Annotated in this window: 11 protein-coding genes; 6 read left to right on the forward strand and 5 right to left on the reverse strand. The window is 45.2% G+C overall.

Going from position 1 to position 15,413, the window contains the following annotated elements; genetic code table 11:
* Window positions 1-71: 71 nt before the first annotated feature.
* The 4 genes from KE627_RS04400 to KE627_RS04415 all read left to right on the forward strand — a co-directional run bounded on the left by KE627_RS04400 (window position 72) and on the right by KE627_RS04415 (window position 5,214).
* Window positions 72-2,114: an ATP-dependent Clp protease ATP-binding subunit gene (locus tag KE627_RS04400; protein ID WP_013728821.1), complete on the forward strand. Its 2,043-nt coding sequence runs from the start codon at window positions 72-74 to the stop codon at window positions 2,112-2,114.
* A gap of 188 nt (window positions 2,115-2,302) precedes the next feature.
* The gene (locus KE627_RS04405; protein ID WP_013728822.1) at window positions 2,303-2,506 is read left to right on the forward strand and encodes a cold-shock protein; all 204 of its coding nucleotides are present in this window, start codon (window positions 2,303-2,305) and stop codon (window positions 2,504-2,506) included.
* Window positions 2,507-2,654: 148 nt separating this feature from the next.
* Complete coding sequence (locus KE627_RS04410; protein ID WP_056938635.1) at window positions 2,655-4,352, forward strand: alpha/beta hydrolase; 1,698 nt, start codon at window positions 2,655-2,657, stop codon at window positions 4,350-4,352.
* 259 nt (window positions 4,353-4,611) lie between these two features.
* On the forward strand, window positions 4,612-5,214 hold the full coding sequence (locus KE627_RS04415) for a nitroreductase family protein (RefSeq protein WP_013728824.1): 603 nt from the start codon (window positions 4,612-4,614) through the stop codon (window positions 5,212-5,214).
* Window positions 5,215-5,281: 67 nt separating this feature from the next.
* Here the strand turns inward: KE627_RS04415 and KE627_RS04420 are convergent, their stop codons facing one another.
* Window positions 5,282-7,240, reverse strand: coding sequence for a sugar MFS transporter (locus KE627_RS04420; RefSeq protein ID WP_013728825.1), 1,959 nt, complete (start codon window positions 7,238-7,240; stop codon window positions 5,282-5,284).
* Between the two features lie 188 nt (window positions 7,241-7,428).
* Between KE627_RS04420 and KE627_RS04425 the strand changes: the two genes are divergently transcribed.
* The gene (locus KE627_RS04425) at window positions 7,429-8,232 is read left to right on the forward strand and encodes an AraC family transcriptional regulator (protein WP_056938634.1); all 804 of its coding nucleotides are present in this window, start codon (window positions 7,429-7,431) and stop codon (window positions 8,230-8,232) included.
* A 76-nt stretch (window positions 8,233-8,308) separates the two neighbouring features.
* A complete protein-coding gene (locus KE627_RS04430) occupies window positions 8,309-9,130 on the forward strand; it encodes a TraX family protein (RefSeq protein WP_014940607.1) in 822 nt (273 codons plus the stop codon).
* 71 nt (window positions 9,131-9,201) lie between these two features.
* Here the strand turns inward: KE627_RS04430 and KE627_RS04435 are convergent, their stop codons facing one another.
* From KE627_RS04435 to KE627_RS04450, 4 genes are all read right to left on the reverse strand, one after another.
* The gene (locus tag KE627_RS04435) at window positions 9,202-10,125 is read right to left on the reverse strand and encodes a hypothetical protein (protein ID WP_056938633.1); all 924 of its coding nucleotides are present in this window, start codon (window positions 10,123-10,125) and stop codon (window positions 9,202-9,204) included.
* A gap of 13 nt (window positions 10,126-10,138) precedes the next feature.
* Window positions 10,139-12,025: an ABC transporter ATP-binding protein gene (locus KE627_RS04440; protein WP_056938632.1), complete on the reverse strand. Its 1,887-nt coding sequence runs from the start codon at window positions 12,023-12,025 to the stop codon at window positions 10,139-10,141.
* The gene (locus KE627_RS04445; RefSeq protein WP_056938631.1) at window positions 12,025-13,761 is read right to left on the reverse strand and encodes an ABC transporter ATP-binding protein; all 1,737 of its coding nucleotides are present in this window, start codon (window positions 13,759-13,761) and stop codon (window positions 12,025-12,027) included. Before KE627_RS04445 ends, KE627_RS04440 begins: the two co-directional genes overlap by 1 nt.
* Window positions 13,762-14,110: 349 nt before the next feature.
* Window positions 14,111-15,139 (reverse strand): ketopantoate reductase family protein, encoded by a 1,029-nt coding sequence (locus KE627_RS04450; protein WP_056938630.1) that lies wholly within the window; start codon window positions 15,137-15,139, stop codon window positions 14,111-14,113.
* Window positions 15,140-15,413 lie beyond the last annotated feature (274 nt).

Raw genomic sequence — 15,413 nt, forward strand, 5'->3', positions numbered from 1 at the left:
GGGAATGGATGTTCGCCCTCGAACATTTTCAACAAATACAGGAAATCATTTAGAATATGGGGGTATTGCCTATGAATAACGATATTTTTGGAACTAATGGTTTTGACGATATTTTCAACGACCCGTTCTTTAGGAACGCAATGTCAGATTCCAACGGCCGTCAACAGTCACGTCAACAACCCATTCAAGTTCAAGAACGCAGACCTCAACAGAAGAAAACTTTGTTAGATGAATATGGAACAGATTTAACCAAAATGGCCAAAGATGGCAAGTTGGACCCAGTCATCGGCCGTGATAAAGAGATTGAACAAATGGAAGAAGTTCTCAGCCGTCGTACCAAGAACAATCCAGTTCTGATCGGAGATGCCGGTGTTGGTAAGACTGCGGTTGTCGAAGGTTTGGCACAAAAGATTGTCGCCGGCGATGTGTCTGAGAAACTCCTCAACAAGAAGATCATCTCGATTGATGTTGTCTCACTTGTTCAAGGAACTGGAATCCGTGGCCAATTTGAGGAACGGATGAAGAAGTTAATCGATGACGTTTCAAAGGATAAGAATGTAATTCTGTTTATCGATGAAATCCATCAAATTATTGGAGCCGGCTCAACTGGTGAAGGTGACAAGATGGATGCCGGAAACATTTTGAAGCCGAAGTTGGCACGTGGCGACTTCCAGTTAATTGGTGCCACGACCAGTAATGAGTACCGGGACATTGAAAAAGACCAGGCCCTTGCTCGTCGATTCCAGCCAATCATGGTGAATGAACCAAGTGAACAAGATACGTTAACCATTATCAAAGGCTTGGCACCGAAATATGAGAAGTTCCACCACGTTCAATACACTGCTGATGCTTTGAAGGCCGCTGTCAGCTTGAGTAACCGCTACATTCAAGACCGAATGAATCCTGACAAGGCCATCGACTTAATTGACCAAGCCGGAGCAAAAGTTGCCATGGGCTCATCGCTCACGAAAGACAAGTCCACCCTGCAGCAAGAAGCAGAACAGCTTGAAAAGGATAAAAACGCAGCTTCCAAGAAAGAAGATTTCGAGCAGGCTGCCAAGTTACGTGACAAGCTGGACAAGGTTCAAGATCAAATCAAGAACATCGACAGCGGTACCAAAGTCACAACACCAAAGGTTACCCCTGAAGTGATTCAATCAGTTGTTGAACGGATCACTGGAGTCCCGGTAACCGACGTCAACAAGAATGAAGTCAACCAGTTGAACAATTTGGATAAAGACCTGAAGAAAGAAGTCATCGGCCAAGACAAAGCCCTGGATGCAATTTCCGCTGCCATTCGTCGTAGCCGGGTTGGCTTTACTGAAGGTAACCGACCAATTGGCAGTTTCTTGTTTGTCGGCCCTACCGGAGTTGGTAAGACGCAAACCGCTAAGGCGCTGGCCAAAGAATTGTTTGGCACGACAAAAGCCATGTTCAGGTATGATATGTCAGAATACATGGACAAAATCAGTGCCAGCAAGTTAATCGGTTCAGCCCCTGGTTATGTTGGCTATGAAGAAGGCGGCCGTCTGACCGAGCAAGTTCGTCGTCATCCATACAGCCTGATTTTGATGGATGAAATCGAAAAGGCACACCCAGACGTCTTGAATCTGTTGTTACAAATTTTGGACGATGGTCGTTTGTCGGACGCCCAAGGTCGAACAGTTGACTTCAGCAACACCGTGATTATCATGACCAGTAATGCCGGTCAAGGTGAAGCCGATAACAAACAAAATGTCATCGACCGATTGAAGCCATACTTCAAGCTTGAGTTCTTGAACCGAATTGATGATATTATTCAATTCAACTCATTAACCAAGCCTGATCTGTTGAAGATTCTCGATTTGATGCTCAACGATTTGAACCAATTAGTCGACAAGTCACGTGGGATCCACTTCAGCGTCACTGCCGACGCCAAGAACAAGTTGGTCGACATGGGTTACAGTAAAGAACTTGGTGCTCGTCCAATGCACAGAGTGATTACCAAAGAAATTACAGATAAATTAACCAATAGTTATCTGCAGAATCCAGATGTCAAAGACTTCAAAGTCGTTGTTGACAAGGATGCCATCAAGGTTGAACCAGTTGCTGCCAAGCAAGCAATTGCTTCATAACCCCGAAATGATCGTAAACTAATTTGACAAAGACCAGTGATGTTGGTATATTATAGTCAATGTGTTTAAGGGTTCGATTTTCAAAGGTATTTGTTTTATAGTATTATGAAATAACTCCTTGGAATCACTGCAACTTGATACATTAAAATATAATTATGCGCTAAAAGCGCAAGGAGGTTTCATATATTATGAAACAAGGTACTGTTAAATGGTTCAACGCTGATAAAGGTTATGGCTTCATTACTACTGACGATGGTGACGTATTTGTTCACTTCTCAGCTATCAACAAAGACGGCTTCAAGTCATTAGACGAAGGCCAAAAAGTTACCCTTGACGTTGAAGACAGCGACCGTGGACCACAAGCTGCTAACGTTACACCAATTGAAGACTAATTCATTAGTTTAAAATTTGAAAGAACCAGCGATTTCGATCGCTGGTTCTTTTTTTATGCCCACCTTCATCCAATTGCCTATATACATATAAGGTGCTGAATTATATAATAGAATGGTTCTGAAAATATTAAGAAAGGAGAATTCACACATGAACATTTCAAAGCACTTCAATCACTCGATGAAGTTAACGGCTTGCTTGGGTGTTTGTTTCGGCTTTTTGCTGCTTGCCGACCCTACATATGCGGATACATCGCAAGCTCAAACCAGCAGTGAGCCAACTGCGACGGCAACCGCTAGTTCATCAACGATAGATTCACCTGTGCCATCAAGTGATAGTGACTCACAAACGACTACGGTTGATCAACCAAATGAAAATGCCAAGTCGCAAGCTGTTGAATCAAGTAATGAACAACCGACCGTCCCAGAGACTGATGACAGTTCTAGCGAGCAACCCGTTCCTGCAAATCATTCAACCGCCGAGACGACAACCACCAGTTCATCAACTGACAATCAATCAGATGCAGATACTGCCACCAGCACCACTGACAGCCCAGATGATAGTTCGGACGATACGCCAGATGTCCAGCCGAATGACAGTCAAGCCACACCAGCTGAGGGTGCTCAGACCACAACTAACAATCCAACTGATCAGTCGTCAACTACTGGTCCATCTGACAAGGATCAAATCACCATCGACGGCATTAATCAGTCAACTGATCCCGCCATCAAGCAATCCAGCAACAATCCATTGATCAATTTCTTGACCAGCATCACCAGTGGCATTGCCGCCTCAGTGATTTATCCACTAGTCGCCAGTCGTCAAGGGGCACAATTCATTTCGCATTTTCGAACATTGTTGTCCCCAAACCGCTGGGATGTCAGTCAAAATTGGGCGGATTTGGATCAGAAATATAATCCGGATTACGTCAAAACATACTATACCGACGCTCAGGACTGGTACGACAACCGTGTCCAAAAGCAAACTTGGGAGGTTCCTTTTGCGGACGGGGCTGGTACTGCCAGGGCAACTTACCTTAAAAATGGTGACTCGAAGAAGACCATCATTTACGGTCAAGGCTGGACAACCGAGCCGGAGGGCATGGGGCGAATTTCCAAGATGTTTTATGACATGGGCTACAACGTTTTGATGCCCTACACTCGCGGCCAAAACTCCAGTGACGGTGAATGGTTAACCTTCGGGGATAAAGACAAACAGGATTGGGTCAATTGGATTAACAAGATTGACCAAACCAATGGCCAAGACAGCCAGATTGTTCTCTACGGTCAATCACTTGGCGCCGACACTGCACTACAATATGCCGGCCAAGGCAATTTGCCTTCTTCCGTCAAAGCAACCATTGCGGATTGTGGTTTTTCGACCATCCCATCTTTGATCTACCATTTGTACACTGGTGCAGCTAACAGTCTCAATAGCATCACTTCTAAAATTGGCTGGAACCTCAACGGCTCAATTCCACTGGTTCCATTTGATCAGCTCTTAACGGCGATGAACGGGATTAACAAGCTTGTTCAAGGCTTTAGCCTGGATGACGTCTCCGGCATCACAGCAGTTAAGAATTCGAAATTGCCAACTTTATTCATTTCAACTGAAGATGACACTTTCATCCCTGATACTGAAACTGAAACCATGTACAACCTGAGTGCCTCAACTGATAAAAAACTGTGGGTGCTTGACGGCCACGTTGGCGGTCATGCTTCAGCAAGCAACGCCGTTCAGGATTACATGAAGAACATTGAAGATTTTCTGGCTTCCGCAATGAATCAAAGCAGTTCGTCTTCTGATGATCAACTGAATGTTCCGGCAACCAACAAAGTTGCTGCATAGCACTTCAATATCAACCTTGGAAAAGGCTCAGCGATAACTAGTCGCTGGGCTTTTCTTGATCAACAATCAAGTTTGGGGCAGCTTGGCTAACAAAGGATTTATTAAAATTGACCCAGATCAATTTTTTACCATCCAAAACGTGCTAAAGTTAAAATGTAAAATGTTTCGATGATATGTATTGACATCAGTTTTGCCAATCTGTATTATGTTAATTATTAACTAATAAAAAGTAAGTACACTACTGGAGGAATTTTAACCCATGAAAGAACAATTATTAGATCTTGCCAAGAAGCGCCGCTCTATTTACGCATTAGGCCGTAACATCAACCAGAGCGAAGACGAGATTGCTGACTTAATCAAGAAGAATATCAAGTGGGCCCCAACCCCATTTAACAACCAAACCACTCGTGCCGTGATCTTGTTTGGTGCCAACCACGAAAAGCTGTGGGACATCGTTGGCAAACGCTTGAAGTCAGAAGTTCCTACTGAAGAAGCTTACCAAAAGACTTTGGAAAAGATCAACGCCTTCAAATCAGCATTTGGTACTGTCATGTACTACACTGACATGGACGTTGTTCATCGCTTTGAGAATGACTTTGCACTGTACGCCGACAACTTTGCCGACTGGGCAGAACAAGCTCAAGGAAACGCTCAATTTGCCGTTTGGACATCCCTTGCCGAAAACGGCATCGGTGCCAACCTGCAACATTACAATCCACTGATCGATGACCAAGTTAAAGAAGCATTTGGCATCCCTGACAGCTGGAAATTACGTGCCCAAATGGACTTTGGTTCAATTGAAGCCCCAGCTGGCGAAAAAGAATTCATGAATGACGAAGACCGCTTCAAGGTTTTGAAGTAATTAAATTGCATGCCAAAATGGTTCCCAACCAGATCACATCTGATTGAGAACCATTTTTTTGATACACTCACTTCTTCAATTGAACTTTCACAAGCTCATCGCCATGACTGACGACATCTTCTTTGGTGTAATCACTTTGAGTAACCTTGTCACCCTGCGTCAGCAAGACCAGCACGGTATCTTTGTAACCAGCCTGTTGAATCTTGTCTCGGTTAAATTCCAGCAGCAGGTCACCCTTCTTGAATGACTGGCCAGAATCAACGTGGTTAATGAAGCCTTCACCGCGCATATTCACGGTGCCAAGGCCGACGTGAATCAAGATTTCCAACCCATCGTCGGAACGTAAGCCAATGACGTGCTTCGTGGTAAACAACAGAACCACTTGGCCATCAAACGGCGCGTAAATCTTTCCTTCCGTCGGTTGAATGCCGATGCCGTTTCCAGGCAATCCTTTATGATCATGCTCGTCAACCACATCTGCCAAGTTGACTCTCACACCACTTACTGGTGCCGCAACAGTGATCGTGGCTTCTTCAGAACTGGTAGTCGCATTCTCAGAACTAGTTGCTTGCTCATCCGAGTTATCACTAATCCCTTCAACAGCTAACTTGTGCTGCAGTTCGTCAACGATTTCAGCATGTTTCTTTTCAGAAATCTTAACCTTGAAGACATAGATGAATAATGCCAAAACATGCAAGATAAGTGCGGCCCAGAATGCGACCAGTTTGAATAATGAAATGCCGCCTGGGGTCATTGAAGCCGCGGTGGCGGTTCCAGTCATCCCAGCTGCAACGGCAACCCAGCCAACAATCGCATTTGAAATGGCACCGGACATCTTATCCAACATCGGCCGAATTGCCAAGGTAACGGCTTCATTCCGCGTGCCATTTTTCAACTGACCATATTCAATCGTATCGGTTAAGGTCAAAATAACCGCCATAAAAATGAATCCTTGTGGCACATAATACAGAATCATCGCTGTGACAACCATCGCTAAATTATCCGTGGAAACAATCAGTAGGATGTATGCCAAGATCATGCTGCACATGCTGACGGCATAAATTGTCTTGCGGGTCACCCACTTGTTAATAATTGGGTAAAGCGGCGAAGTAAAGAAACCGGCAATCGTTGGAATCAGTCCGGTAATCCAGAATAATCCCGGTTTATCCATGACATACTTGAATAAATAGAACATCAAGCCGGCAGTAGCCGCATTCCCAAAACCATAAATCAGGTATGGAAAGGCAGTCCACAGCATCTGGTCGTTATGTGCCAACGCCCAGAACATTTCTTTCAGACTGGTCTTTTTCTTAGTAACTGCCCGCAAAGCATTTTGCTTCTCGTGGGTTCCAAGAGCAACCACCAGGGAGCAAATAATGCCCACAACGGCAATCAAAATTCCAAAGGCAGTCCAGCCTGGTTGGCCTTCGTTGTGTTTGCCGGTAAAGAAGAAGGTCACATAAGTAACCACCGGCACGATAATGATCGTAACAATGTTTTGACCAAAACCGGCGAAGTTGGCGGCAGCCGTGAACAGTGACCGCTCGTGACTATCTTCAGTAAGTGCAGGCACCATGCCCCAATAAGACACATCTCTGAATGAGTAGAAAATATCAAAGGTAATGAAGATCGGGATAAAGAGAATGGTGAACCAAGTTGCACTCACCCGAGACAAGCCAAAGATTCCGGAAAACAGCAGTGCCAGCAGCAAACTTGAAATCGTTCCGGCACCGATTAACCACGGCTTAAATTTACCCCAGCGCGTATTGGTGTTATCGACAATGTTCCCAATAATCGGATCGATAAAGATTTCGACCAACCGAATAATGAAAATTAACCCGGTAATCATGGCAATTAACTTGTTGGCCTGGGCTTTGGGAACCCCTGTGAACATTGCGGAAGTGACATAGACCATGAAGTAAGTTCCAAAGGTCATGTAGACCGCAGATCCACCTATGTTAGCAAACGCAAAGTTGAAAATCGACCAGAAATTTTTCCGCCGATCTTTCTTTTGTACAGCATCCAATTTATAAAACGCCTCCCAGCGTGCCGATTCGCCATTACAAATGGGCGGTTCGGTATGAAAATTCGTAGAAAATATTTCCTTACCAATCGAGTATATAATGTAAGGGTTTTCATCAATGCTATATTTTTACCGTAAAATACCCAAATTTAACCCAATTATAGTAAAATATACTAAAAGGGAGTGCGAAGATGCGAATTGCGTTTAATAAACCTGCAGAAACGATGCCGCTGTATTGTGACAGTGTCGGCTATGATTGGAATCAGCCGCCAATTCACCGACTGAACGGCTATTACGCCTACCATTGGCTGCAAACCGAAAGTGGCGCCGGTGTGATTAACATTGACCACCAGTCGATTTCCCTGCAGGCCAACCAGGGAATTCTCCTCCGTCCCAGAGTCGCCCATGAATATCATCCAACCGGAAAAGAACCTTGGAAAGTATCGTTTTTAACCTTCAACGGGACACTCTGCGATTCGCTGGCTGATTTTCTGAAACTGGCAGATTTCCTGGTAATTGACACGGTTTCACCAGAACTAACATCGTTTATTCCCGAAGTCTTGAATGAATTTAACAACAATCATCCAATCGCCCTGCTGGATCAATCCGTTCAAATCTATAAATTTATCATGCTGCTGAAGCAAAACCATTTACTGAACAATCACCGTTATCAAGATGCCACAATTACCACGCCAATTCTTCAATACATTGCGGCCCACTATGCCGAACCGATTACGAATGACAAATTGTCGAAAGCCACCAGTTATTCAGTTACCTACCAAAACCGGGTTTTTAAGCGGCTATATGATATGACCCCGCTGGAATACCTGACCGATTATCGGATGCGAAAGGCGAAGGAATTGTTGTTAACCAACCCAACTCTGGAAATTGGCGAGATCGCACCAAAAGTCGGCTTTCATAATCCGTCGCATTTCATTGACCAGTTCAAGAAATACTACAAAGCAACGCCGTCTCATTTCCGGAAATTCATTTAGAAAATCTTACAGATTCAAAACAGTCTCATTTATGAAATCAACTTTAATTAGTGGTAAACTTTGCCTACAACAATAATTGAGGAGTGATCTTATCGAATCAACTGTTAAGCGTGGTTGGGGCATCACCAACTTCGACATCAAAGTACTTGGAATTATTCTGATGTTCATCGACCACGTGCATGAAATGTTTAACGGTATCGGTGTGCCCAACTGGGTGGACTGGTTTGGCCGGCCGGTAGCAACGATCTTTTTCTTTCTGAGCGTTGAAGGCTTCATTCATACCCATAATCAAAAACGCTACTTGTCCAGGCTGCTGGTTGGCTTTTGGGTCATGCAGATTGGGAACCTGATTATCCAACATTTCTTCAAACTCGGCAGTTTTGGCTTGATTAACAACATCTTCGGCGACCTATTCATTGGGGTGCTGACAATGTATGGCCTGCAGACCATTTCTCAGGGTCATCAGAATCATCAGGCAGCCAAGATCTGGGAAGGAATTCTCATTATTGCCCTACCGTTGATCTTTGCCGGCCTGACCTTGCTGACAATGGGCCAAGGCGGCAACAGCATTGCCTTTCGAATTGTGACCCTGCTGCCAAGTCCCCTGATTGCTGAAAACGGCTTTATCCTTTACCTGGGACCATTGATGTATCTGTTAAGGAAGAACCGCAACTGGCAGATGCTGGCCGTCGTGGCAGTGGCAATTTTGTCCACCGGCTTTAATTTCAGCAGTATGTTCACGACTAACTTCCAGTGGTTGATGTTTCTTGCCATTATCCCAATGTACCTTTACAACGGTCAGCTTGGCCGCAGCATGAAAGGCTTCTTCTACGCCTTTTACCCACTGCACATTTGGCTGCTGTACATTCTGGCTTGGTTCATGGGTGTGCGCTATTAATTTAGACAAACAAAAAATGAGATGCTGGTTTCCATTGAGTTGGAAATCACATCTCATTTTTAATTTAAGCATTATTTTGTGATAAATACATACAAGGTACTGGTCGAGTACCCCAAGCTAAACAATAGCCCATTGGAATGGAACTTCGGTGCCGTTGTCGAGCTGGACTTCTTGGCCTTGGCCGCCTTCTGGAATTTGTTCAAAACGTGCTTGGCGTTAGCGCCGACACTGTTTGTCAAAATCGAGAACGACATGATAAACGGCTTGAGGTCCTTTTTATGCTTCAAGCTGTTAACCGGCACCATCATTGTGATGCCTAAGACTTTATCACCCGATAAATTGACCCGCAATGTCATCTTGTTGGTATCAATCAAATTGTGGATGCCATCTTTGGGATTGGCCGGCAGAAGCTGATCTTTGACACTAGCCTTGGCTTTCTTCATTGCCGGGGCCAGTTTAGCTTGCGTTTGCTTCAATTCAGCTGCCTGCTTTTGAAGGGCCGTCGCCTTTTGCGCCTTAGCCTGCATGGCTGCCATACTGGTAGCCTTGCCGGCTTTCAACTCGGCAGCTTCCTTCTTCAGTTGGGCACCCTGCTTAGCCATTGATTGGGCCAGCTGTTGGTCCTTCTTTGGCAATGCGGCGCCGGTTAATCCTTGGTTATAAGTCGTCCGCATCTTCTGGTAACTGCCAACCACGTTGGCCTTGGCGACCGTGACGGTTTGGTGCTTGCCATCCGTGCTCAATTTGACAGTTTGTTGATAATTCTTAGTTGGCACACTAATTACAAATGCACCGCTGTTTGTTTTAACTGTTTGCTTCGTACCGCCATTCACAGTGTAATCGACCTGCTTTTGATTACTCTTGCCTTTCAGCGTCACTGCCAAAGCATTCGCGCTCAAATGGTGATTAGAGACCGTCAACGTTGGTTTACCACAACCGCTCAGAATGACCATCAGAGAAGCGGCAGCGACTACTAAACTCATTAATTTTTTCATCGTAAGCTCCTCCTTAATCAAACGAAACGTCATCTGAGAATTGACTATTATAAAGATCAGCATAGAAGCCGTTTTTAGCCAACAACTCATTATGGGTTCCGGTTTCAACCACGGCACCATGGTTCATCACAATAATGTTGTCGGCGTTTTGAATCGTGGACAGTCTGTGGGCAACCACAAAGCTGGTCCGATTCTCCAACAACTGACTCATCGCATGCTGAATCTGAACTTCGGTCCGGGTATCAACTGCACTGGTGGCTTCATCCAAAATCAGAATTTCCGGATCCGCCACAAAGGCTCGGGCAATCGTAATTAATTGACGCTGACCTTGAGAAATATTGGAAGCCGATTCATTCAAAACAGTATCGTAACCCTTTGGCAGTTTGCGGACAAATTCGTCCACATGGGCAGCCTTGGCAGCTTCGATAATGTCATCCTTGCTGGCGTCTTCTCGGCCATATTTGATATTGTCGTAGATTGAGCCGGTGAACAGCCAAGTATCCTGGAGAACCATCGCAAAGTGTGAACGCAGATCTTCACGGTCCAGATCACGCGTGTCGACCCCCTTGAGGCGAATGCTGCCGCCCTTAACGTCATAGAAGCGCTCCAACAAGTTGATGATGGTGGTTTTACCAGCACCGGTTGGACCGACGATAGCGACCTGCTGACCGCGTTTAACGGCCAGGTTGTAATCTTTCATCAACAATTCGTCATCGGTGTAGCCAAATTGAACGTGTTCCAATTCAACCAGGTTATCCGTGTCGGTTTCCACTGGTCGGTTGGCTTTGGTATTCTTCATTTCCTCTTCATCAATCACTTCAAACACCCGCTCAGCTGACGCAATCGTCGACTGAATGGTGTTCATCAAGTTGGCAAGTTGAGAAATTGGCTGTGAGAATTGGTTGGTATACTGCAGGAAGGCCTGAACGTTTCCCAAAGTTACCGTTCCGTTGGCAACCTGAATCCCACCAACAACCGCCACGAACACATAGCCGATGTTGTTGAGGAAAATCATCAACGGCATGATAATCCCGGAAATAAACTGCGCTTTCCAAGCAGCTTGATAGTATTTCTTATTTTGAACTTCGAACTGGTCAATCGTATCTTGTTCCTTGTTAAAACTCTTCAGAACAATTTGACCGGCATAATTTTCTTCAACCTGGTTGTTTAACAACCCCAGGCTCTTCTGTTGAGCCGCAAAATATTTCTGCGATCGGGGAGCGACGATGCCGACGATTACCAAACTCAATGGAATGGTTACCAGGGCAATTAAAGTCAACTTCCAGCTAATCGTAAACATCATCCAGAGAGTTCCGACAAAGGTCACGAAACTGGTTACAGCCTGGGTCAAACTTTGCTGAAGGGTGCTGGCGATGTTATCCATATCGTTCACGGCCCGGCTCATGATATCCCCATTACTATGAGAATCATAATACTTGATCGGAACCAGCCGCATCTTGCCCTTCATCTGCCGCCGTAATTTGTAGACGGTGTTTTGAGAAATCCGGGTCATGATGTACTGCTGGAAGAAACTGAAAACAGCCGATGCCAGGTACATCACGATAACGATAAGAATAATTTGAACAATTTTTTCATAATTGATTGGCAGCGAAGCCACGCTAAAGCCGGCTTTCTGCTGGGCATTTCCCTTCATCAATCCTTTAAAAATTTCAGTGGTTGCTTCACCCAAAATCTTGGGTGTCCGGATTTGGAAGATAACACTGATGATCGCAAAGGCGAACACCAAAATCAGGCCAATCAGTCGATCCTGCATGTAATTCAGCAGCCGCCTGGTGGTGCCCCAAAAGTTATGGGGCTTTTCAACAACACCTTGGAAGCCGCCACGGCCACCATGGCCACGATTGGAGGTAGGTTGTGGTGCCTTATCTTTATCAGCCATTATTTGTCATCCTCCTCTCGTAATTGTGAGTGAATAATTTCTTGGTAAACCTTGTTGTTAGCCCGCAACTCGTCATGGGTGCCTTTGCCAACCAGTTTGCCGTTATCAAGCACCAGGATCAGATCAGCATCGGCAACTGTGGCAATTCGTTGGGCCACAATCACAGTAATACTCTGCTGGATGTGTTGATCGGCCCGCAAAGCAGCTCGTAAATCGGCATCAGTCTTGAAATCCAGTGCTGAGAACGAATCATCAAAGACGTAAACGGCGGCCTGCTTGACTAAGGATCGCGCAATTGCCAATCGTTGCTTTTGACCACCGGAGAAGTTGTCCCCACCTTGTTCAACTTGGAGATCAAGTCCAGTGGGATCTTCTTCGACAAAATCCTTGGCCCGGGCGATTTCCAGGGCGTGCCAAATCTGATCGTCAGTCGCTTCTGGGTTCCCATATTTCATATTGTCACGGATAGTTCCCGTGAACAAAGTGGCCTTTTGTGGGACAAAGGAAACTTGATCTCTAAGGTCTTTCATCGAGAAATCATTGATGTTATGCCCATCCAGCTCAATCTCACCCTTATCAACATCATAGAATCGAGGGATCAAGGAAACCAAAGTCGTCTTTCCTGAACCGGTCCCACCAATAATAGCAACCGTTTGGCCGCTATGCGCCTCAAAGTCAATATCACTTAACGCCGGCAATTCAGCTTGGCGATAACGGTATTCAACATGATCGAATTTCAAGTCGTGCTGAGTGGCTTTAGGATCAAGGACCACCGGATGCTCCGGCTGTTTCATGGTTGATTTCAATGCCAGCACAGTCTGAATTCGCTTAGCTGAGGCCTGTGCACGAGGAATGAAAACGAACACCATTGAGAGCATCATAAAGCTCATCAGAATCTGCATGGCATAACTCATGAACGCAATCAGATTACCAACCTGCATTGACTGGGCACCGATTAACTTGGCACCAAACCAGACAATCGCGACGTTGGTTCCACTCATGATTAAAGTCATCACGGGGAAGGCCAAAGCGACAATCGTGTTGACCTTGATGGCATTATCGGTATAATCCCGGTTGGCATCCTCAAAGCGATCCTGTTCAAATTGGTCCTGCCGAAATGCCCGGATAACCCGGACACCAGTCAAACCTTCACGGAAAATTCGGTTAATTTTATCCGTCTTAGTCTGCATTGCTCTAAATAATGGGACTGAGAAGTAGAGTAGGAGGCCAACAAAGATAATCATGATCGGTAATACCACCAAGAAGATGGTGGTTAACTGATGGTCCTTGGTGTAGGCCAAAAAACTGGCACCAATCAGCATAATCGGCGCCATCAGCATCATCCGCAGCATGATAATTGCCACGTTTTGAATTTGAACCACATCGTTAGTGGTCCGCGTGATCAATGATGACGTCTCAATTTGATCATATTCATCTTTGGAGAAGTTGATGACTTTACGGTAAACGTCACTCCGCAAATTTTGCCCCAACTTTTGTGAGGTCCGGGCAGCCAGAAAGACGTTGCAGACCGCCGCCAGAATACTAATGAGTGAAAAGCCGGCCATTTCCAGACCCACTTTCCAAATATAGCCAATGTCTCCTTTGGCAACCCCGTTATTAACAATGTCCGAGGTCAGGCTGGGAAGATTCAAGGTCGCGATCACTTGAATCGTCATGAACAGCACTGCCCCGAGAACTGCCACGTACGAGATCCGGTTTTTGGCAATTTTCAGCATTTTCCTACTCCTTCCAGGTTCGTTTTAAGATTGTTGTGCGCTTAATTAGGTACCGAACTATATTACTGCTAGTGCATTTAAAATACAAGTATAAGTTGGTAAATAACTAGGTAAACAGATACGGCCTATTATGAACTTTTCTGCGGTGAGTTTCATTAATGTTAACTAAAATTTTGCTTTAGGGATTGCAAGGGTTAGATAACCGCAAAAATGACACCGGGACCATCTTGTCTGATGATTTCGGTGCCATTCTTTCTATATTATTATCGTGTGAAAATGAGTGGACTTGAATTTTTAACAAGCGATCCAAATTTTCTCACATCACTTCGCCAATCCATCCAAAGTGAATTTAAGCTTGGGCAACATGTTCTTCAGGCGTCTTAACCGCATTCTGCTTATCTCGTTCAAGGACTGACTTCATGTAGCTGTCGACGTCAAATGTCCCGGCAAATTCGGCCAAGTGAACCAGGTTTCTCAAGAAGTCGTGGGTCTTGGCTTCGTAATGATACTTTAGGCCAAGGTCGTAGATGTAGCCGTTGATGTAGTCCACTTCGGTTTGACGATTCTTAGAAATATCTTGATACATCGACGGGAAGTGAAGTGGGTTGGAAACGGTGCTGACGTATTTAACGGTTTCCCACTCTTCTTGACGGGTATTCAATAACGTGATCCCGGCGCGTTCACAGACATCGAAAGCTTCATCGATTAATTGAACGCCCAACTTCTCGGCAACTGGTGATTGGATATACTCACCCATTCGGATCTTAAACATCGTGCACAAGGTGTTGATGACGGAGTTAAAGACGACTTTGGCCATCAAAGTTCCAAGGAAGTTCTTGGTCAAATTAGGATTAAGCCCTGCTTTTTGGAATTCAGCGACAATCTTGTGAGTCATCTCATCAGGTTTCTCGGTTTCATTGGCAATGTTCATTGAACCGGCACCCTTGGGACCGATGAAGTCGACGTCGCCGGCTTTGTTCAACACAGTTCCGATCAGAGCGGTTCCGCCGAGTAAACGTTCCTTGGGGAAGTACTGGTTAAGTTTTTCAACGTGACCCATCCCATTCATGCAAGTGACAACGTATTGTTTGTCGTTGAAGAATCGTGAACAGCGTTTTAAGAAATCAGCGAGTTGATATTGCTTGGTGAAGACAATCAAGACATCCGGATCACCCTTGTATTCTTCTGGATAGTACACGTTGACCGGGACCAGATGTTTATTTTGACCGTCACGGGAAACGTAAACGCCACCCTGTTGGCGGACCGTTTCAACTTGTGGTTCCCAAGTATCGACAAAGTCGACATCGAACCCGGCTTCCTGCAAAAGAACCCCATATCTCAAACCCATTGCGCCTGCACCTAATACTGTATATTTCATAAATATAACTTCCTCTCCACTATAAAGTATGTAATCAACAATCTTTATCAATCCCACTAAAGCAACCCGCGATACAAAAAAATCGCCCTTCTGTCACTAAGACAAAAGGACGACAATTGGCCGCGGTACCACCTTCATAGACACTTTTCGTATCCACTCGTTACTTGCTTTAACGGACAAGTCCGAAACCGGCTAACTTACGCTCACCGATTTATGGGTAAAGCATGAAAGTCACAATCTACAATTTCACTACCATCTCTCAGCCGCCGAATGG

Origin of the sequence: Lentilactobacillus buchneri, assembly GCF_018314255.1 — a bacterium.
Classification (GTDB): Bacteria; Bacillota; Bacilli; order Lactobacillales; family Lactobacillaceae; genus Lentilactobacillus; species Lentilactobacillus buchneri.

Excerpts from the sequence above, each read along its gene's own strand:
- KE627_RS04435 (WP_056938633.1), bottom strand. The coding sequence starts at position 10,125 with ATGAAAAAATTAATGAGTTTAGTAGTCGCTGCCGCTTCTCTGATGGTC.
- KE627_RS04405 (WP_013728822.1), top strand. The coding sequence starts at position 2,303 with ATGAAACAAGGTACTGTTAAATGGTTCAACGCTGATAAAGGTTATGGC.
- KE627_RS04440 (WP_056938632.1), bottom strand. The coding sequence starts at position 12,025 with ATGGCTGATAAAGATAAGGCACCACAACCTACCTCCAATCGTGGCCAT.
- KE627_RS04450 (WP_056938630.1), bottom strand. The coding sequence starts at position 15,139 with ATGAAATATACAGTATTAGGTGCAGGCGCAATGGGTTTGAGATATGGG.
- KE627_RS04425 (WP_056938634.1), top strand. The coding sequence starts at position 7,429 with ATGCGAATTGCGTTTAATAAACCTGCAGAAACGATGCCGCTGTATTGT.
- KE627_RS04400 (WP_013728821.1), top strand. The coding sequence starts at position 72 with ATGAATAACGATATTTTTGGAACTAATGGTTTTGACGATATTTTCAAC.
- KE627_RS04445 (WP_056938631.1), bottom strand. The coding sequence starts at position 13,761 with ATGCTGAAAATTGCCAAAAACCGGATCTCGTACGTGGCAGTTCTCGGG.
- KE627_RS04410 (WP_056938635.1), top strand. The coding sequence starts at position 2,655 with ATGAACATTTCAAAGCACTTCAATCACTCGATGAAGTTAACGGCTTGC.
- KE627_RS04415 (WP_013728824.1), top strand. The coding sequence starts at position 4,612 with ATGAAAGAACAATTATTAGATCTTGCCAAGAAGCGCCGCTCTATTTAC.